Annotated in this window: 18 protein-coding genes, 12 tRNA genes and 1 rRNA gene; 1 reads left to right on the top strand and 30 read right to left on the bottom strand. The window is 36.9% G+C overall.

Translation table 11 applies throughout. The annotated features are described in order from the left end of the window. The 14 genes from KQI21_RS06260 to KQI21_RS06195 form a co-directional block, all read right to left on the bottom strand. Positions 1-100, bottom strand: a 16S ribosomal RNA gene (locus KQI21_RS06260); the annotation flags it as partial. Between the two features lie 295 nt (positions 101-395). Continuing rightward, positions 396-469, bottom strand: a tRNA-Ile gene (locus KQI21_RS06255). Between the two features lie 14 nt (positions 470-483). Continuing rightward, positions 484-557 (bottom strand) — tRNA-Gly (locus tag KQI21_RS06250). Between the two features lie 31 nt (positions 558-588). Then, positions 589-665: transfer RNA gene (locus KQI21_RS06245), tRNA-Pro, on the bottom strand. 5 nt (positions 666-670) lie between these two features. Beyond that, positions 671-747, bottom strand: a tRNA-Arg gene (locus tag KQI21_RS06240). 37 nt (positions 748-784) lie between these two features. Beyond that, positions 785-868: transfer RNA gene (locus KQI21_RS06235), tRNA-Leu, on the bottom strand. Between the two features lie 51 nt (positions 869-919). After that, positions 920-1001: transfer RNA gene (locus KQI21_RS06230), tRNA-Leu, on the bottom strand. Positions 1002-1017: 16 nt separating this feature from the next. Further along, positions 1018-1093, bottom strand: a tRNA-Lys gene (locus KQI21_RS06225). A gap of 174 nt (positions 1094-1267) precedes the next feature. Next, positions 1268-1342 (bottom strand) — tRNA-Gln (locus tag KQI21_RS06220). A gap of 4 nt (positions 1343-1346) precedes the next feature. Then, positions 1347-1423: transfer RNA gene (locus tag KQI21_RS06215), tRNA-Asp, on the bottom strand. Between the two features lie 30 nt (positions 1424-1453). Continuing rightward, positions 1454-1525, bottom strand: a tRNA-Glu gene (locus KQI21_RS06210). 10 nt (positions 1526-1535) lie between these two features. Beyond that, positions 1536-1627 (bottom strand) — tRNA-Ser (locus KQI21_RS06205). A 5-nt stretch (positions 1628-1632) separates the two neighbouring features. Beyond that, positions 1633-1707: transfer RNA gene (locus tag KQI21_RS06200), tRNA-Asn, on the bottom strand. Positions 1708-2606: 899 nt separating this feature from the next. After that, positions 2607-3059, bottom strand: coding sequence for a SprT family protein (locus KQI21_RS06195; protein ID WP_216483269.1), 453 nt, complete (start codon positions 3057-3059; stop codon positions 2607-2609). 199 nt (positions 3060-3258) lie between these two features. Between KQI21_RS06195 and KQI21_RS06190 the strand changes: the two genes are divergently transcribed. Beyond that, positions 3259-4716: a catalase gene (locus KQI21_RS06190; protein ID WP_301281735.1), complete on the top strand. Its 1458-nt coding sequence runs from the start codon at positions 3259-3261 to the stop codon at positions 4714-4716. Positions 4717-4979: 263 nt separating this feature from the next. Here KQI21_RS06190 and KQI21_RS06185 read toward each other — a convergent pair whose 3' ends face one another. The 16 genes from KQI21_RS06185 to acpS form a co-directional block, all read right to left on the bottom strand. Continuing rightward, complete coding sequence (locus KQI21_RS06185) at positions 4980-7145, bottom strand: Tex family protein (RefSeq protein ID WP_216483265.1); 2166 nt, start codon at positions 7143-7145, stop codon at positions 4980-4982. 527 nt (positions 7146-7672) lie between these two features. Further along, the gene (locus tag KQI21_RS06180; RefSeq protein WP_216483264.1) at positions 7673-7861 is read right to left on the bottom strand and encodes a hypothetical protein; all 189 of its coding nucleotides are present in this window, start codon (positions 7859-7861) and stop codon (positions 7673-7675) included. 249 nt (positions 7862-8110) lie between these two features. Next, positions 8111-8704, bottom strand: a complete 594-nt coding sequence (locus tag KQI21_RS06175; RefSeq protein WP_216483271.1) for a SpoIIE family protein phosphatase — start codon at positions 8702-8704, stop codon at positions 8111-8113. Next, positions 8704-9498, bottom strand: coding sequence for an RNA polymerase sigma factor SigB (gene sigB / locus KQI21_RS06170; RefSeq protein WP_216483262.1), 795 nt, complete (start codon positions 9496-9498; stop codon positions 8704-8706). Before sigB ends, KQI21_RS06175 begins: the two co-directional genes overlap by 1 nt. Beyond that, positions 9470-9943 carry an anti-sigma B factor RsbW gene (gene rsbW, locus KQI21_RS06165; RefSeq protein WP_216483260.1) on the bottom strand — a complete coding sequence of 158 codons (474 nt, stop codon included), beginning with the start codon at positions 9941-9943 and terminating at the stop codon, positions 9470-9472. The genes sigB and rsbW overlap by 29 nt, the downstream gene beginning before the upstream one ends. Next, a complete protein-coding gene (locus KQI21_RS06160; protein WP_216483259.1) occupies positions 9943-10275 on the bottom strand; it encodes an STAS domain-containing protein in 333 nt (110 codons plus the stop codon). The genes rsbW and KQI21_RS06160 overlap by 1 nt, the downstream gene beginning before the upstream one ends. Positions 10276-10766: 491 nt before the next feature. Further along, positions 10767-11780 carry a PP2C family protein-serine/threonine phosphatase gene (locus KQI21_RS06155; RefSeq protein ID WP_216483258.1) on the bottom strand — a complete coding sequence of 338 codons (1014 nt, stop codon included), beginning with the start codon at positions 11778-11780 and terminating at the stop codon, positions 10767-10769. A gap of 188 nt (positions 11781-11968) precedes the next feature. Continuing rightward, on the bottom strand, positions 11969-12370 hold the full coding sequence (locus KQI21_RS06150; protein ID WP_216483257.1) for an anti-sigma regulatory factor: 402 nt from the start codon (positions 12368-12370) through the stop codon (positions 11969-11971). A gap of 3 nt (positions 12371-12373) precedes the next feature. After that, entirely contained in the window at positions 12374-12730 is a 357-nt protein-coding gene (locus KQI21_RS06145) for an STAS domain-containing protein (protein WP_077318365.1), read from the bottom strand. Positions 12731-12735: 5 nt separating this feature from the next. Continuing rightward, positions 12736-13605, bottom strand: coding sequence for an RsbT co-antagonist protein RsbRA (rsbRA, locus tag KQI21_RS06140; RefSeq protein ID WP_216483255.1), 870 nt, complete (start codon positions 13603-13605; stop codon positions 12736-12738). A 359-nt stretch (positions 13606-13964) separates the two neighbouring features. Then, positions 13965-14324, bottom strand: a complete 360-nt coding sequence (locus KQI21_RS06135) for a type II toxin-antitoxin system PemK/MazF family toxin (protein ID WP_077318367.1) — start codon at positions 14322-14324, stop codon at positions 13965-13967. Between the two features lie 4 nt (positions 14325-14328). Continuing rightward, positions 14329-14613 (bottom strand): CopG family ribbon-helix-helix protein, encoded by a 285-nt coding sequence (locus KQI21_RS06130; protein ID WP_077318368.1) that lies wholly within the window; start codon positions 14611-14613, stop codon positions 14329-14331. Between the two features lie 179 nt (positions 14614-14792). Continuing rightward, positions 14793-15911, bottom strand: coding sequence for an alanine racemase (gene alr, locus KQI21_RS06125; protein ID WP_216483254.1), 1119 nt, complete (start codon positions 15909-15911; stop codon positions 14793-14795). Positions 15912-16615: 704 nt separating this feature from the next. Beyond that, positions 16616-17629, bottom strand: coding sequence for a LolA family protein (locus KQI21_RS06120; protein ID WP_216483253.1), 1014 nt, complete (start codon positions 17627-17629; stop codon positions 16616-16618). 47 nt (positions 17630-17676) lie between these two features. Next, positions 17677-19200, bottom strand: coding sequence for an NAD(P)H-hydrate dehydratase (locus KQI21_RS06115; RefSeq protein WP_216483252.1), 1524 nt, complete (start codon positions 19198-19200; stop codon positions 17677-17679). A gap of 106 nt (positions 19201-19306) precedes the next feature. Continuing rightward, positions 19307-19666, bottom strand: a complete 360-nt coding sequence (gene acpS / locus KQI21_RS06110; RefSeq protein ID WP_216483251.1) for a holo-ACP synthase — start codon at positions 19664-19666, stop codon at positions 19307-19309. Between the last annotated feature and the right edge of the window lie 1001 nt (positions 19667-20667).

The following is a 20667-nucleotide window of genomic DNA, read 5'->3' as shown; positions in this document are numbered from 1 at the left end:
GTCACCCCCGAAGGGGATCTGCTTGCTTCCCGCGCTCGACTTGCATGTATTAGGCACGCCGCCAGCGTTCGTCCTGAGCCAAGATCAAACTCTCCAAAAAAGTTTGTAATGAAAAACAACGTTCTTCATTATTTCTTAGCTTCTCTCAAGATCTCTCTTGAGTTATTTCTTAGAAAAACAGAGACTGCTTTTCTTGACATACTGGTTGTTTTGTTCAGTTTTCAAAGAGCAAATATTGTTGTTCCTTTTGCGAACAGCAACTTTTATAATATAACATTTTAAGAAGTAGCTGTCAACACTTTTTTGATTTTAAAATCGCTCATCTTAAAACAGCGACTTTATTAGACTAACATATACTATTTGTTTTGTCAAATGTTTTTTGCTTGTTTTGCAAATGGGCCTGAGTGGACTTGAACCACCGACCTCACGCTTATCAGGCGTGCGCTCTAACCAGCTGAGCTACAGGCCCACAAGAAATTGTTTTGGAGCGGGTGAAGGGAATCGAACCCTCGTCATCAGCTTGGAAGGCTGAGGTTTTACCATTAAACTACACCCGCGAATATATAATAAGGAAATAAAACAACTAAATGGTCGGGAAGACAGGATTCGAACCTGCGACCCCATGGTCCCAAACCATGTGCTCTACCAAGCTGAGCTACTTCCCGAATCATGGCGCGCCCGAGAGGAGTCGAACCCCTAACCTTTTGATCCGTAGTCAAACGCTCTATCCAATTGAGCTACGGGCGCTAATTCTAATCCATCAAATAGATTGGAGACCATTAAATGCGGTCGAGAGGACTTGAACCTCCACGGGTTATACACCCACTAGGCCCTCAACCTAGCGCGTCTGCCATTCCGCCACGACCGCCTAAATTCATTTATAAAAAAACAAAGGATGGTATAGATTCAAAATTCCAAATGCGGGTGGAGGGAGTTGAACCCCCACGTCCGAAGACACTAGATCCTAAGTCTAGCGCGTCTGCCAATTCCGCCACACCCGCAAGTCCTTATTTGTAATGGTGAGCCATGGAGGATTCGAACCTCCGACCCTCTGATTAAAAGTCAGATGCTCTACCGACTGAGCTAATGGCTCATAATAGATAAATGATTGTAAAAATAACTCTGCTTTTAAGTAGACCCCTGCTTCTTCTTGCTTTTTTCATAGATGCTTGGTGCAACGGGGTTACTCGTAGCGTATTCGGCAGATGTTTAGCTCGTTGCTCTACCGAACTAATAAAATATTGTGAAGTTATAAACTAAACAAAAATGGCTGGGCTACTAGGATTCGAACCTAGGATACACGGGATCAAAACCCGATGCCTTACCGCTTGGCTATAGCCCAACACTGGCGGTCCGGACGGGACTCGAACCCGCGACCTCCTGCGTGACAGGCAGGCATTCTAACCAACTGAACTACCGGACCTAATCTATTTTATTATAAGTAAAAACCAGATGACCCGTACGGGATTCGAACCCGTGTTACCGCCGTGAAAGGGCGGTGTCTTAACCACTTGACCAACGGGCCAAATTTTTAATGGCGGAGAAGGAGGGATTTGAACCCTCGCGCCGTTATCAACGGCCTACACCCTTAGCAGGGGCGCCTCTTCAGCCACTTGAGTACTTCTCCTTGTATGGCTCCACAGGTAGGATTCGAACCTACGACCGATCGGTTAACAGCCGATTGCTCTACCACTGAGCTACTGTGGAATAAATACAAATAAAGAATTGCAACGAAGGATATAATACACTATCTCAGAAGAATTGTCAACACTTTATGTGATTTTGTTTAAAACTTTATGTAATAAAATCTGTTATAATTGACAGCTAATTTAATGTACCATGAATGACATAATTCGTCAATGGGTTACGACTATTTTTTTATATTTAAAATTTTAAAGACAACTTAGCTAATATCAAAGCTCTGATAAAGTGAAACTTATATTTCTTAGAATGCCTTTCCCAAGAAATATTAGCTGAACGAATCGGGCATTTACTTACAGTTAGATCCTCCCATCTAACTTCTTAGTTTTTTCCTTGAAGCACAGAAGTGGAGGTCTTACTGCAAGTTACATGCGGGATAAAAATGATTGTCTAACTTACTAGAGGTGTTCAAAAAGCTCGGTAAAAATGTCGTACTGAATATCATCATACGTTTGAGCGTAAAGTTTTAATGTCCAAAGTATAAATGCTGCAACTAGGTTATCATTTGCTGCTAACTGAGTTTTCTTTAATTCTTGTTTCTTATAGCTCGTATACCTCAAGTGATTTTTTACTGCACTACTTGAAACTACGCCGAATTGAACTTCAGCAGATAAGATATGATAGTGTCGGAGTTGCAACAAATAAAAAAATAGTGACAGCGATGCATCGGGATTTTTCAAGGATGTTGCGGTATTAGCCGGTCTCAGGGTCTATTAGCCACCTTTAGAGCTCACATTTTCATCGTAAACCATTAGAAAAACTTGGCTTATCGCCAAGTCCTTAGCGAAAGCTGTAGTTTTTCTTATACTATAAACCCTAAAATTTTATACTTTCCTATAGTATTAAAAATGTGTTAAAACACTCCTAAGTTAACATTTTTATTTGTTTCTACATATAATACTAACTCAATAGCTTTGTTGTAATACTATTTTTCCTTTACATCTGCCACATCTGTATTTATTCGTATTCACCCTTCTTATCCGCCTGAATTCCTGATCGCAAGCTTTACATTTATAAACATATTTACATTTTTGTTGTAAAGGAAGGGGTTTACAGTATCTTGGTGAATTTGTTTCACGTAGAAGCCTCTTGAAATCCTGGTCTCCATGTTTGTAACCTTTTCCTTCAATATGCAAATGGTAATGACAAAGCTCATGTTTAATAATACCAATAAATTCATCTTCTATTTCTAAATACTTTGGATTTAATTCAATCGTCTTTTTTGCCGGGATATATCTTCCTCCCGTTGTTCGCAGTCGATGATTGAATTTCACTTGATGTAAAAAAGGTTTATGAAAATAACGGATTGATAAAGCATTCACTAAATCATATACTTCTTTATCAGTTGGTTGATACATTTGAAAAAATTCACCTCTTCCATACCACAATATTATCATATAAAAGATTACATTCTCTTGCACATAAACAGTTTTTTAATCAATACTCCTAACTATTATACTTATTTATTTAAAATGATTTTAAATAAGTATTGATTTTTATATAGTTTATATTATAATATAGTTAAAGTTCGACTATATGTTAGAAGGAGGAATTATTTTGCCTAATAATAGATTAACAACAGCTGCTGGATCTCCGGTTAGCGATAACCAAAATTCAATCACTGCTGGTCATCATGGACCAACACTACTTCAAGATTTCCATTTGTTAGAAAAGTTAGCTCACTTTAATAGAGAACGTATTCCTGAACGAATTGTTCATGCAAAAGGAGCAGGTGCTTATGGGTACTTTGAAGTAACTAATGATGAAATTTCTAACTATACGAAAGCTGATTTTCTTAGTGAAACCGGAAAGCGTACAGAAGTATTTGCTCGTTTTTCAACCGTTGCCGGAGAGTTAGGTTCTGCTGACACCGTACGAGACCCACGTGGTTTCGCCATCAAATTCTATACAAACGAAGGTAACTATGATCTAGTTGGAAATAATACACCAATATTCTTTATTCGTGATGCTATTAAATTCCCTGACTTTATTCATACTCAAAAACGTAATCCACAAACCCATTTGAAGGACAAAGATATGGTATGGGATTTCTGGTCACTATCACCGGAATCACTCCATCAAATAACCTATCTTCATGGGGACCGCGGTATTCCCGCTACTTTCCGCCATATGAATGGATATGGAAGTCATACATTTAAATGGGTTAATCAAGAGGGAGAAGCATTCTGGATTAAGTATCACTTCATCAGTGAGCAAGGAGTAAAAGGCTTAGCTGCAGAGCTTGCTGAGAATATTGCCGGGGAAAATCCCGATTATCACATAGAAGATTTATATAATGCAATTAAAAATGGCGATTATCCAGCTTGGAAGCTATATGTACAAATTATGCCTTATGAAGATGCAAAAACATATAAATGGGATCCATTTGATGTAACAAAGGTTTGGTCTAAGAAAGACTACCCGCGCATTGAAGTTGGTCGAATGATATTGAATAAAAACCCGGAGAATTACTTTGCGGAAGTAGAGCAAGCTGCGTTCTCACCTGGCCAATTCGTTCCAGGCATTGAAGCATCACCGGACAAAATGCTTCAGGGGCGTCTATTTGCATATTCTGATGCACATCGCTATCGTCTCGGAGTAAACCATCACCAAATCCCTGTAAATAAACCAAAAGTAGAAGTAAATAATTATCAACGTGATGGATTTATGGCTGTTAATGGAAATGGTGGAGGTAAGCCAAACTATGAACCAAACAGCTTTAATGGCCCTGTTGAAGACCCCTCCACAAAAATAAAACCATTTGAAGTTTATGGCGAAGCAGATAGTGTTCCTTATGACAGTGATGATCATTACACTCAAGCCGGTGACTTATATCGCTTAATGTCCTCCGATGAAAAAGATAGATTAATTAAAGCATTTGTCGACCATATGAAGCCGGTAACCAAAGATGAAATTAAGCTCCGTCAAATCAGTCACTTCTATAAAGCTGATCCTGAATGGGGCGAGCGAATTGCACAAGGGCTAGGTCTTCAAGTTCCTGAAAGTGTAAAATAACATATCAGTAACTATACAAAGTTAACATCGTTTCTGTTTAGTTTCACATAATCGTAAAAGCAGAAACATCGTTAGCTTTAAAAAAACAGGCATGGCTAAAAACCATGCTTGTTTTTCCTATTAGACAAGACAGTACATATATTCTTGCTATATCGTTTCTCCGTTTATCATAAATTTTAACTTTCTAGCTATCTAACTACGTTACCTAACTTTTTTCACTCTCTAAACATAACATTCTGCATAGGCAGGTAGACAAAAAACTTTTATTCTTTAATCATGGATAAACCTATTCTACCCTTATCTGCATCAATGCTCTCTACCCAAACTGTGATTACATCTCCGACGGATACCATATCCATTGGATGCTTTACAAACTTATGCGACATCTTTGAGATATGAACAAGACCATCTTGTTTTACACCAACATCAACGAAAACCCCAAAATCGACAACATTTCTTACTGTTCCTTCCAGTTCCATACCAGGTTTTATGTCTTCAAGAGATAATACATTTTTCTTTAAAATCGGTTGTGGGAAATCATCACGAGGATCACGCTCTGGTTTCATTAATGCTTCTAGAATATCATTAAGCGTGGGTTCGCCAATTTCGAGCTGGTTCACAATTTCTTTTTTATCAATCATCCGAATTGCTTCTTGCAGCTTATCTGAACCGATATCTGCTACTTCACAACCTAAAATATAAAGTAACTTTTCGGTATTGGCATAGCTTTCAGGGTGAATTGGTGTACGATCGAGAGGATTATCTCCATCCATAATACGCAAAAAACCAATTCCTTGCTCATATGTTTTTGCCCCCAAACGGGGAATCTTTTTCAATTGCTTACGATTCGTAAATTTCCCTTCTTCTTCACGACGCTTAACAATGTTATTAGCAACTGTTTTACTAAGTCCGGATACGTATTGTAATAGCGATGAAGAAGCGGTATTCACATTTACTCCTACTTGGTTTACAGCTGTTTCTACAACAAAAGAGAGTGATTTATTTAATGATTTTTGACTAACATCATGTTGATATTGGCCTACTCCAATAGATTTTGGATCAATTTTTACCAATTCAGCTAATGGATCTTGAACACGTCGTGCTATGGATACAGCACTTCTCTCTTCAACCTGTAGATCGGGAAATTCTTCTCTAGCAAGCTTTGATGCCGAGTATACACTAGCTCCTGCTTCATTTACAATAATATATGGAATAGCTAACTCATTGTTATTAATTACATCTGAGATAAACTGCTCCGTCTCTCTTGAAGCTGTGCCGTTACCAATTGCAATTAATTCAATATGATATTTTTTGATAAGCTCCAAAACAATTTTCTCAGCCCCCGCTATATCATTTTTCGGTGCAGTAGGATACATCACACTGACATGATGGACTTTTCCTGTTTCATCAACCACTGCTAGCTTACATCCGGTACGAAAAGCGGGGTCAACGCCAAGTACGGTTTTACCTTTTAAAGGTGGTTGTAATAATAAGCTTTTTAAGTTTTTAGAAAACACATCGATCGCCTGTTGTTCTGCTTTTTCTGTTAGACTGCTGCGAATCTCTCTTTCAATAGAAGGCTGTATTAAACGCTTATAGCTATCATCAATTGCATGTTGCAGCAGTTCTTTGACTTCACTGCTTACAGACTGTTTAATGATTCGCTCGTTTAAAAATTCAATAATCCTTTCTGTTGATGGATGAATGGAGACTTTTAAAACTCCTTCCTTTTCTCCACGGTTAAGTGCTAGAATTCGATGAGAAACAAGGGAACGAATAGATTCATGAAACTCATAGTACATTTCATATACTTGCTTTTCATCTTTTTCAACATCTTTTGCTTCCGATTCAATGAATCCTCGCTTGACCGTTTCATCTCTCATGTATTCTCGGTATGCAGGTTCTTCTGATATCCATTCTGCAATAATGTCATTTACCCCCGCTAACACATCTTCGACAGTATGTAGTTCATGTTCCTCTGAAATATATTTGGCCGCTTCCTCATCAAGCTTGGTAATCTCCTGTTGCCAAACCAGCTCTGCTAATGGCTCTAATCCTTTCTCTTTGGCAATTGTTGCTCTTGTTCGGCGTTTTTGCTTGTAAGGACGATAAAGATCCTCTACCCGTTGCAGTTGCATAGCTTGTAGAATTTCCTGTCTTAGCTCATCTGTCAACTTTCCTTGTTCTTCAATACTTCGTAAAACCTCTTGCTTTCTTTCAGATAAGTTTACGACATAATTCCATTTATCTTGAACTAATTTAATTTGTACTTCATCCAGACCACCTGTTACTTCCTTACGGTAACGTGCAATGAAAGGCACGGTATTTCCATCTTCTAATAATGCAATCACTTTATTTACAATAGGTACTTTTACTTTTGTCTCATTCGCTACCCAAAAAGTTAAATCTTGATTTATTTCATTTGTCACAAGTTCTCCTCCTTTACTACGTTGTCTATTTTATCAAAAATAGCAGAACTTTCCTAATGTCGTTATCTCCTACTTAGACTTCTTCGTATTTTTTATAAATCTTAAAAGGGATCGATATAAAGTGAAACTTCATTTCTTGGAATGCTTTTCCCAAGAAATGTTAGATGAACCAATCGGGCATTTAGGTGCCGTTTGCTTCCACTTGACCCTTTTGTACCAACTTAGGCTCTTAAAGGGGGAGGCTTACGGAACCTTACATGCGGGATAAATAAAAAAATGTAGCTCTTATCCCAAACTTTTACAAGCAGCATCATATTTCATCCAAACATAAAATGGTTAGAAAAACTTGGCTTGTCGCCAAGTCTTTATGGCGAAAGCTGTAGTTTTTCTTATACTATAAAGCCTAAAGTTTTATACTTTCCTATATTAGAACAAAGACTAAAGTCGTAACGTCTTTGAAAAATTTCGATGTATTGCTGCCATAGCTACTCTGTCCTTAAAAAAATGTGATGTGTCACTGTTGTAGCTTACTCTGTCCTTGAAAAAACGTGATGTATCGCTTCGTAGTCCTTCATGTCCTTGAAAAAGAAGTACACTTTTTCTGCGTGCGGTGTGTTGCTGTCGTAGCTTTCCATGTCCTTGAAAAAGAAGTACACTTTTTCTGCGTGCGGTGTGTTGCTGTCGTAGCTTTCCATGTCCTTGAAAAAGAAGTACACTTTTTCTGCGTGCGATGCCTATTCAAGCAGTCTCCCTAGTCCTGTCAACTCAAACAAATCGAAGCTTTAGGATCTGTTTCTTTTAAAAAGTTCGCAAAACATAAGCCGATGTTGACTTATCATGCGAAGGAGATCAAAGTTTGCCAGCAGATACAATCGCTTAAGCCAGACGATGCTACTTTTCAAAAAAGCTATCAACAATGCAGAAAAGAATTTAGTTTCCCAGACAAAAAATAAGAGCTGGCAGTCTTAGTCAGCTCTTTTATAATGCATAGCAATTAAAGTAGTATCATCATATCTAGGAGAATCGTTTACGTGCTTGAATATATACGTAATCTCCTGAGCATTTTTGGTCGTTAAATACTTTTGTGACAAATCTTTATCAGTTACACCATCAGAAAACATTAAAAACATCATGTTTGGCTGTAGCTTTTCTCGAATAACTTTAAACGAACAATGATATCCAGCTAAATAACCGGCATTGGGAATATTACGCTTTTTCTTTTGATTTTCTGCAATGATTAAAATACCTATGTTGCCTATGGAAGAAAAGGAATACATTGCTGTTTGGAAATCTATTTTGAGAATACCAACAACAACACCACGTTTTCCATGTAATTGTTCATTGCATTTTTTTATAATCGTTTCAATATTAGTATTCATATTTTCTTTAATGATGTCAATAACAATTTGTGAGGACTCCTTGGCAAACTCACCACTTCCTAATCCATCCGCAATGGCACAAACAAATTCACGCTCTGTTTCTTTATAAAAATAACTGTCCCCACAATGATAGTTACCGGCCTTTGCTTGTTGGAAGACAGACACATCTACATGTTTCATCACGAATCAAAGACCTCTGTGCTTTCCATCTGAATAGCTTCTCTTAGCTTCCGTAACGAGCGGCGTTGAAGTCTTGAAACATGCATCTGTGAAATCCCTAACAGTTCTCCAGTTTCTTTTTGACTCTTATTTTCAAAATAAGTATAATGTAAAATTTGTTGTTCTCTTTCAGATAAAATTGGAAAGACTTTTTCTAGCAGTATCTTTTGATCGACATGATCGTACCCATGCTCTTCATTTCCTACTAAATCCAGAATAGCAACGGTACTCCCATCTGAATCTGCTTCAATTTTTCGATCAACCGAAAGTGCTTTGTAGCTTTTTCCCATCTCCATTGTTTCTAATATCTCTTCCTCTGACACTTCTAGATAGTCTGCTAATTCTTTAATGGATGGTGATTTTTGGTTTTGCGCCGATAATGTATCTACTGCTTTTTTTATTTTTGGTCCTAATTCCTTTATTCGCCTTGGTACATGTACACTCCATGTTTTATCACGGATAAAGCGTTTTATTTCTCCAATGATCGTAGGTATTGCAAAAGATTCAAAAGATTTACCAAATGTTGAATCAAATCGGCGTACTGCAGCTAATAGTCCGATCATTCCCACTTGGACAAGATCTTCATGAATAGCACTATTTTTTGAATACTTACGAGCTATTGATTCGACAAGATCCTTATATATAAGGACAAATTGCTCTTTTAATTGCTCGTTCGTGGGCTCCTTTTGCAATGATTCAATTAATTGGTAAACCTCATCCCTTCCGTTATTGTGTGGTTGAGATTTGGTCGTCATCAAAGCCCACCTCAGTTTCATCTATATACTTCGTCATTAGTACAATGACACCATAACTATTATTGATTTGAACTTTATCCATTAATGCATTAATTAAGAACAGACCAAACCCTCCTTCTCGTAAATCTTCAATTGATTCTGTTTCATTATATGGGCCAATATTATCCTTTATTTCATTAAGACTGAAACTGCCACCACGATCTGCCACCATGATTTCTAAGCGGTCATTGTAGACACCAAAACCGATCGTAACTTCACCCTCACCATCATGATAAGCATGATTAACGGTATTCGTAATTGCTTCAGAAATGGCTACTTTTAAATCTTCAATATCTTCATAAGAAAAGCCCATGCGATTGGCTATTCCGGAAATACTTAACCTCACAACACCAATATACTCCGCCTTTGCCGGAACCTTCAATTCAATAAAATCAAATTTCTCCATTATTCACTTCCACCCCGAATCGCAGCATTTACATTCATAATCTCATCTAACCCTGTAATTTTAAACAAGCGCAGTACACGTTCTTGTATATTTACTAATATTAACTTGCTATCATGCTCCTTCGTTGATTTAAGTGCACTAATAAAAATACCTAAACCTGTACTATCCATATAACTTACTTTTTCTAAGTCAACCTCCACTATCCTGCTTTTTTGTTGCGTAAGGGGAATTAACGTTTCTTTTAAATTTGGGGCAGTATATGCATCTATTTCTCCAGATAAGTGGACAATAGACTTAGTTGGTTCATCTGTGATTTTAATAGTTAGATTCATATTTCTCCTCCTATATATGTGAAACTTGATTTCGTAGACGATTCTTGACTACAAAATATTAGAAAAACTTTGCTTGTCGCCAAGTCTTTATGGCGAAAGCTGTAGTCTTTTTCTTATACTATAAACCATAAAGTTTTATACTTTCCTATAGTACAAAAAACTCGGGCGCCCTTCCAAAAATTGCGGTGTATTGCTATCGAATTATACTCTGTTCTGTTGCAACGCATTTGAGATCGACATCCTTCTAAAAAATCGCGATGTAATGCTACCAAAGCTTCTCTGTCCTTGAAAAAGAAAAGCACTTATTGTTCATGCACATATATTGCTGCTTCCTTTTTCCCGAAACAATTGGATTAGGCGCCGTTTTTTCTTTTAACTACTCTATTTAAAACGAGCGGTTTACAGCGCCGAACATGTGGAATATGTACATAACCCATATTTTTTGGATTGTTGTTTAGATCCTGCTTACATTTACCCATTAAAACAATCTGCTAAACGTCCCTTCTTATAATTAGTAAAGTAAAATCATCTCGTAGTTCAAAGTCCTGTAAGCGCTCAAAATATTTAAAAACTTGATTAACCATCTGTTGTGCTGGTAGATGAATATATTTTCTAATCACATCTAACACTTCTTGACGTTCAATAAATCGTTCACCATCTCTGCACTCTGTAACTCCATCTGTTAATAGAATAACCATATCCCCTTGTTCAATTTTAAGTTCATATTGTGGATAAGTTGCATCTGGAGTTACACCTAAAACAAGACCTTTTGTTTTTAGTTCTGTAAAGGTGTCTTGCTTTGCATGGTAATAAAAACCGGGTTCGTGACCTGCTGAGGCATAACGGAGTGTATGTTCAAAGGGAAGGTACTGTGCATAAAACATTGTAATAAACATGCTGGGATCAACATTTCTTTCAACAACTCGATTCATATTAGCAAGAATTGCTTTTGGTGTCATCGCATCTTCAGGGTAACTGTCCATGGCATACTTAATCATTGACATGCAAAGCGCAGCGGGAATCCCTTTCCCTATAACATCAGCTATAGCAATTCCTAATGATCCATCTCTACCTTTAACAAAATGATGATAGTCTCCATTCATTTGATGAGCAGGCATACTAATAACACCTATATCCAAACCCTGAATATCTGGCTTTTTGGTTTCTAAAAGCGTTTCCTGCATACTAGCCGCTACCGATATTTCTGATTTTAACTCTGACTGTTTTTCCCGGAGCTGTTGATACTCTCGATGAGCAATTCCATATGCAATCATTGCCTCTAACAGAAAATTCATTGAATATTTAATATCCTCACTTAAATTAGGATATAAATCTCCGAGGGCTTGAATGTGCATATTAACAATTTCATCTGGTAAAATATTATTCTTTATAAAAGATTTACTAGCCTGTTCAATTTCATAAAGGGAGCGCTCATCTCTTGTTTCAATATAACGCTTCATTAATGATTTATAAGTTTCTACATCTAATTTCAGTACACTCTCCATTGTTTTCCCCCTCACTATCCATGGTAGCCAAAACAATTGAATGGTTACAGAACGCTCTACTGTACCTCATCCATCAATTAATGAATCAACTTCCAAATAAAAGACAGCTGTCAGACTAGATATCTAAGACCCCATAGAGAAAAGCCTTCACCGCATACTCTCTTTTTTACCATTTTAAATAAGAACAACTACCTTAACCATTTAATTACTTTCACTCGCGTTCCTTTACCGACCTCTGTTTGGATGTCAAATTCATCCATTAACCTTTTTACACCTGGCAATCCAGCTCCCAAACCTCCGGAGGTTGAATAGCCATCTTCTAACGCTTGTCCGATATCCTCCATCCCGGGACCTACATCAACGGCAATAATGCAGATTCCTTTATGCTCGACTGTATTGATCACTTCAAAACATATTTGACCATGATCTGCATATAGATAAATATTTCTTGCCAGCTCCGATATCGTTGTTGCAATACGTGCTTGGTCGACGGTTCTAAAACCTAATTTCTTCGCAATATCTCTACCTAACTGCCTTGCACCTACTATATCCCATTCTTTTTTTATATTCACACAAGATTGAGGTTGCATCCACTATTCCCCCAATTCCTGGTAGAGTTTAATAAGGCCTTGCTCTAAATTTAATGCAGTTGACACATTTTTTAAATGAATTCCTAAATCTAATAAAGTTACAGCAACTGCAGGCTGAATACCTGTTAAAACTACCTTCGCCCCCATTAAATCTGACATTGTAACCACATCACCAAGCACTTTGGCAATAAATGAATCAATAATATCAACCGAAGTTAAATCAATAACCACTCCAGTTGAGCCGTTCTTATGAATCTTATCTAATAAATCCTCTTGAAATTGGATAGCTGTTTGATCATCAATCTCGGTCTGGATGGAGATCAATAAATAATTATGAAGCTTTAATATGGGTATTCGCATCATCATCACTCCCCCTTCAAGGATTGAATTAATTGCTCAATACTATCCTCTTTACTTTCAATATCGACAACTTGACGATTTGTTATTTCAAGAGCTCTTTCAAAGCCTTTCTTTAAAGAACTTTTCGTTGGGAATTTACTTAAATCAATTCCTAAATTAACAATGGTTTGAGCAATTTCCGGACGGATTCCTACAAGGATACATGTTGCGCCGATTAAGCGTACTGCTTCTGCAGCTTGAATAATGTGATGAGCAACCATTGTATCAACAACTGGAACACCCGTTATATCCATTAAAACAACTTCCGAATTATGTTTTATCGCGCCATCAAGCAGGTTTTCCATAATTAATTTTGCCCGTTCCGTATCGATCGTTCCAATTAAAGGCATGATCGTAATCCCGTCCATCACAGGAATTAACGGAGCTGATAACTCTTGAAGGGCTACCCTTTGTAACGACACCGTGTTCTCCCAACTTCCTGAATATTCATTAACGAGCTGCCGAATTAGAGGTTCAACCCAATTATCTACACTTTCTAATACATTGGAAATAAATGTAGAATCGATTTGTTCTGTTTGACTTAAAATATAATCAATTGTAACTCTACGAAACACTTGTAAGCCGTCGGTAATATAACTTAATGGCCATCCAAGATTAATAATTTTTTCAGAAAAGTTCTCAACTGCTTTTGAAGAACCAGCATTTTTTATGCTTGTAAATATCACATTCACAAATTCCCTATTGGTACTATCAAATAATTCTTCAGAAATATTAGCTGTATAATTATCACTTTTTAATGAATTTATTTCTTCCAGCCACATTTGTACAATAACATCACTATTATCGATTGCAATCTTTTTAAACTTCTTGTCCATTCCCTTACCCCCACCTGATTAAAATATAATTTTTATTCTAAGTCATGTTATAGAGATGTTCAAAAGCCCTAAAATTGTACATTTTTCTAAAGTTATCAACAATAATTGTAACATAGAAACAAAAAACGGATAAAGTGAAACTATATTTTAATGCAGTGCTTTTCTCCTTGAAGTGGAAACAAAGCTAAACCGCGATACCTCTTCAATTCCTCTTTTCGATACGAACTAATCAATCTTTCAGGCGCCGTTTCGCCTCTCTTTTATTCTTTTTGACAATCTGTATAATATTTAGAGGTTTATGGCACCTCACATGCAGAATTTTCAACAAAAAAAATACCCTTGCGGATAACACAAGGGTATTATTGACCATACATATCCTTCAGTCCCAAACTGATTTCCAATGCCTGGTTGATCTTAGACATCATTTCTTTATCCAATTTTGTTATTCTATCTGTTAGCCTTTGTTTATCAAGTGTTCTAATCTGCTCTAGCAAAATAACGGAATCACGATCAAACCCATATCGTTTTGCATCAATCTCCACATGTGTTGGGAGCTTGGCTTTTTGAATTTGTGCTGTAATAGCAGCAACAATAACGGTAGGACTGAAACGATTCCCGATATCATTTTGCAGGATCAATACCGGGCGGACGCCTCCCTGTTCTGACCCGACAACAGGGGAAAGGTCAGCGAAATATACTTCGCCTCTTTGCACGATCAAATGGTTACACCCCGATCACAGAACGTTCCAAGGTGTTTTTTGCCTCCTCTTCAGCTTGGAAAGCTTCTGAAGCAATTGTCAAATTAATGCGGCCCATTTCTGCATAACCCTTTTCCATGGTTTCACGAAATCGTCGAAAATGCTCATCTCGTTTTTGCTGAAGATAGTTTCTTGTTGCCTGACAAATGAAATCACTCAAATCACTGTTCTCATATTTCACCAGACCATCCACCTCATTTAACAGGTTTTTCGGTATTTTAACTAAAACTTCTTGTAAGCTTTCTGACAAAACCATACACCTCCGCCAACTGTTGAACGAACTTTGTAAAATTCAATTTTAATAATATCATTGAATTCGCCCATTTGCAAAGGGTTGTAGGAATTTTTTCCGAAAAATCATTTGTTTTGTCGTTTGTTTTTTAAACGACGTGGTATATAGTGTAGAATACCTTATTACAGACAAGCTCTTTAAAGACCTTTGTAGATTCTCGGAACACGGTTATTTATTACACAAGGGATTTCATAATTAATCGTTTCAGCATATTCAGACACTTCATCCATGGAAATAAATGCCTCATTTTGACGACCAATGAACGTTATCTTTGTACCGACAGGATACGCTTTATCCAACCTCACCATTGTTTGATCCATACAAATTCTACCTATTATCGGCATTCTTTTTCCATTTACTAAAACAGAAAAGCCTTGCATTCTGCGCAGCCATCCATCTCCATAACCAATTGGAACCGTACCTATCCATTCTTGTTGTCTTGCTTTATATGTGCATCCATAGCTAATACAATCACCTGGCTGGATTTGTTTAACATGAACAAGTTTACTGTGTAAAGAGAAGGCTTGCTTTAACTCTATCTCCCCCTTTTCTTTTACTGCTTTAGATGGATACAAGCCATACATTGCTATACCAAAGCGAATATAGTCGTACATTTCAGCAGGAAAACGTATTGCACTAGCGCTATTACCAATATGGACATCAAGTTTTCCTTGCCAGCGCTCCTTTAATTTAGAAAGGAAATGGAGAAAGCGTGATTGCTGTTTATTAAAATAGGTTATGTCTAATTCATCGGCTGTAGCAAAATGTGTGAATACTCCTGTTAAATATATGCTTCGATTATTTTTTAATGCTTCTAAAATAAGAGCTAGTTCTTTTTCTGTTCTTATCCCTATCCTCCCCATACCCGTATCAACTTTCAAATGAAGATAAAGCGGCTTAGGAAGCGAATACGTACTCACCTTTTCCAACCAGTCTTTTTGAAAAAAAGTAAGCGTTATTTCATTATTACAAGCTTCTACAACAGATTCTGGCGGAACCCATCCAAGTACTAAAATAGGAGCAGTAATAGACGCTTTCCGCAATTTAATGGCTTCTTCCAACAGTGCCACTGCTAAATAATCCGCTCCGGCTTCCAAAGCCTTCTTCGCAACTTGTATACTGCCATGACCATATCCATCGGCTTTTACTACTGCCATTACTTTTGTTTCATTTGACAGCTTTTTCTTTATTTGTTTTATATTATATGCAATTGCATCCAGATCTATTTCTATCCATGTATTTCTATGTAAATCCAATTTTCTAACTCCTTGTTATTTTATTTTTTAATGCTTTAAGTGCCATTATCTCCCATAGAAGTCTCCGCGATCTTAATCGTGGGTATAAACTTAGCCTAAATGGTACTGGTACCATCTTTTATTTTACTTCTAATCATGCTGAATAAATTGTATTTAAGCTCTTATTTACAATAATAACCATGCGTGTTTAAATATACATGTTTCTCTAAACCATGAAGCTTAACTCATCAGCATTTAAATCCGTTATTTATCATTTAGAACTATTTCTCCCTTTATACAGATTGTACTACATCTTGCAAAATGAAAAAATAGACTACCCTTATGAGCTTTTACTTAAAAGACGGAAAGTATAACCGTACTTTTCTATTTGCAGTTACACTAAATTTTTATTATGTAAAAGAGGCTGGGACAAAACTAAAACAGCTGATTAAAAAACGAACAATAAATCGTCCTTGTGTATACGCAAGTTTTTGGCGTAGTCAAAATATGTAGACTCCTGCAGGAATAGCTCGAGCTGAAGATCCCGCAGGAAAGCGATCTTTGCTTTCCGAGGAAGCTGAGGCCGTGCCCGCGGAAAGTGAAATAGTTTGACGTAGCGATGATAGGAATTTTTTTAACACAAACAAACCGAACAATTATAAATGAATTGTTCGGTTTTTGCTATTTAGTATTTGCTTATGTCCCAGCCTCATCTAACCTAACATTTATTTCACTTCTTTATTTGTAACAGATTTAGCTACTTCAATCAGTTCTTCTTTTGTCAAATCTTCACTGGCCAGCATAAAATCGACACCATTATGAGTCCATTCCACGGAATTTTCAGTCATGGCTCCCACCGCAAATCCCAGGTTAACAATTTCCCCCTTTACTTCATTTGGAGAGTTCATCATTGTTTGTGGATTTGCTTGTTCTTCAATTAAAGTAAAGCTCTTATCACCTTCAAACGTTAAGATGACTCGATCTCCCTGATCCGTAGACGTCTCTTTCTTTTCTGTTAGTTTAGCTCCTGCCATGTAAGATGGATAGTAAACCGTGAGCGGGTCTTGTTCACCAGCTGTTGCAATAGTTTCTTTTGCTTTTTCACTTCCCATATTTTTTTTCATAGAAAAATCATCGTCTGCAAATTTTGCTTTTTGATCAAAAGTAGAAAAAGTTACATCCACCAAAGCTTTTTTATCTTTATCTAAAACTTTTACTTGCACTGGCTTTAATGATTTCTTATCAAGGTAAATTTCCTGATAAGGTAAATTGTTGTTACTTTGATAGTTTGTTTTCGTTTTAAAAACATAGTGTGCATCTGTTACTTCAAATTTGGCTTCCTTATCCTTTTTGATATCATTGATTAATGATTGATAGAGATACGGTTGACTGCTATTTTGTGGCCATTCCGCTTGAAACTTAAAGCTTTTGTTTAATGCAGGGGTTAAGACAAACACACCATCTTTATTTTTTAAAATTATTTGATTACCCTTGTCATCATCTTTACTCGACAAGCCAACTCGATACATGTCTTTTTTCTTATGCCAGATGTCAATCTGGAATGTTTGCTGTTCCTGGCCCGTATTCATGTTCATTTCAGCTTTTGCTTTGTATCCGTCCATTTTTTCCATGTTTTCTTTTAAATCTGCTATAACATCTTCTTGCGATTTTTCTCCACATGCTGACAATAACAATACGAAGCTCATTAAAATAATCAAACCACCGATTTTCTTCTTCATGGACATATCTCCCTTGTCTCAGTTAAAACAAAGGGAACCTTATCACCTTATACCTCGTCAGAAATCATACGATATGCAGCCGATATTCCATTGATCACATCGCTTGCCAATAGATCATGTTCAGAATGCTGTTGGATAACTAATAAATTTGCAGACAGGCCGTGTATAAAACATGCATTACATAAAGCTTGAAACAGATTTTGTTTTTGCATGATCATAGCTAGAATAATGCCCGTTAACACATCGCCGCTTCCGCCTTTGGAAAGCCCTGGATTACCTGTTTGGTTTACCGCTTGTTTCCCATCAGGAGAACTTATAATGGTATACTGTCCTTTTAACACCACATAAGTACGGTATTCTTTTGCAAATTCGCTTGCGTATCGAAACGGCTTTTGTAACAGTTCTTGAATGGATACACCTAACAGCACGGCCATTTCTCCTGGATGCGGTGTAATAACAGTAGGTTGATCCCGTTCTTTTAACTTGCTTAAAGCTTGTGATAAGTGATATAAACCGTCTGCATCAATAATAACAGGACAGTTAGCATTATCGATTACATTTTGAACAAGCTCTCCTGTCCAAGTTTCTCTGCCAATTCCCATCCCAATAGCTACAGCATGATAACCGGCCAAAATAAGATTCGCTTGATTATCAAGAAACCCATTTTTCTCAGATAAAACTGTATACGTTGCTTCTACACAATTTGCAGCTATGGCTTGGATCACCTTTTCCGAAGTAGCTCCGGTAATTAAACCAGCACCAGCTTTTAATGCAGCTCGTATCGACATGGACAGTGCACCGGGCATTCCTATACATCCACCAATGATTATACCTTTTCCATGCTTGCCTTTATGATCATTCGGCTCTCTTTTTGGAAGACTTCTTTTCACATCTTTTAAATTCCAAACAGATTTAGTTGTATGCTGCCTGAAGGCTAATGTAGGCAAACCAATGGAGACAACCTCCCAGGATCCATAATAAGAAAACGTGTCATTAAGAAAAACACTTAGCTTTGGTGCACCGATAATAACCGTGTGATCCGCTTTAATAGCAGTATAAGCTTCCACACCTTCATTCGCTGGGAGTCCGGATGGAATATCAACAGAGATGATAAGCTTTTGTTTTTGCTTATTGATAAACGGAACCAAAGATGCAAAGGGCTCGCGCAAACCACCATCTACACCAATTCCGATCATTGCATCAATTAACACATTAGCTTCTTTAATCGCACGTACATCTTCTTTGGCAAATCTTAATAAAGTACCTCCACAGTTTTCATAAACTTGCTTATGGTAATGGGCATCACCAGTTATTTTTTCATCTGGAACTATTTGTAACACGTTTACATCATACGCGTCATCAAGCAACGTACGTGCGATAACAAATCCATCTCCTCCATTATTCCCTGCTCCTACCAGCACACATATTTTATCTTCCTTGGAGATTTTACGAGTTACTTTTTCAGCAACTGCTCGTCCGGCATTTTCCATCAACAGCTTCCCATCTAAACCGATCGTATGCATTGCGAAATGATCGATATCGTACATTTCTTTCGCGGTGACAATATACAAATCTGTTCCCTCCTACCCGCACTAAAATAATATGAGACAACCTAAGTGATTATGCATTTACAGATCTTGTTTTAGAACCATAATCAGTCATTTTTTAGTCGTTTTTTTAACGCTCTTCGATAATAACTTGAGCAACAGCATGTTCTTTTGTATGGCTGATTGATAAAAATAAATTAGTTTGTTCAAATCCTTTTACATATAGATAAGGTGCGCCACTTTCTAATATTTGTACTTCCATATCCTGAAAACTTAACTTTCCAATTCCAGTACCGGCTGCCTTAGAAAAAGCCTCCTTTGCTGCAAATCTCCCCGCAACAAACTCTACCTTTCTTTTATCAGTTTTTAACGAAGCATAAATTTCTCTTTCCTTTGGTGTTAAAATACGCTCAATAAATCGGCGATTTCTCTCAAGATTTTGTTTAATCCGATACAATTCTATTATATCAATTCCAATCCCTTTAATCATAACTCTTCTACCTCTTTCACAAAATAATTAATATGTATTTCCATACCTCTATTCCCAGTAAAATATAAATAGCCCCAATTGGACATTTAGGTTGTATTTTTTCTCCCTTTACTTTGTTCAATACAACAGTGCTAACAACCTCTTCTAAGAAGAAATATCATACTACGCTTATTTTATAATTATACTGTAATAATAAGTAATAATTATGGTATGATATATAAAACTTGGCTACCGACCAGCGAAGCGCAGGCAATGGCCTAGTTGCACTTATACTTAAAACCTTAAAATTTTTACAACGTCGTATTCTCCACGTGTTAAGTTAATTTTAACGTATGAAAATATATCCTAAAAATTTAATAAGAGCTTTTTTTCTTCCACTTTCACAAATAACGAGTTAAAAAATCTAAATGCAACATGCCAGAAATTAGAAAATAGTTTTCTTTAACAAATTTAAGGGAACTATTCTACCTTGAAAACCCAATAATTGTGAACTTAAGCGGTATACTTTCCTCGTTGTTTATAAATTATATCCGTTCTACATGGTGGATAACCTTTTTGAAAAATATCTTCGTAAGGCTTAAGCGGTCAGTTACTAACATACTTCGATCTCTACCTACGATAAAGTTAACACTGGCATGAATCTGAAGGAAGACCGACTAAAAGCGGACTTGTCGCTCAGGCGTCGGCATACCCCTGTTGCAGAGGCATATTTCCTCTATCTCGTCAGAAGATCTCCTGTTTGTACGCCGCTAACCGAGTACTTCCGGCTTTTGTTCTTAAACTAATCCTAATGTACATGGATCTTAAATAAGCGAATTTTGCCACCCGTTAGAAACAGGGATAAAAAGCATGTATATTTAAAACAACGCTAGAGTCAAAATATCACTAGCGTTGCATTTATTAAAACAAAATATTAAAAATACGCGAAATCTTCACTAATTTTCTATGTTGCAAAGAAAAAGTCCTTTATAATGGATATAGTCAGGTGGTAACCCGTCCAA

It is taken from the genome of Virgibacillus proomii, from assembly GCF_018916875.1.
GTDB classification, from domain to species: Bacteria; Bacillota; Bacilli; order Bacillales; family Amphibacillaceae; genus Virgibacillus; species Virgibacillus proomii_B.
Note: the sequence above shows the minus strand (reverse complement) of the source record. Positions and strands in the feature narration are given on the sequence as shown.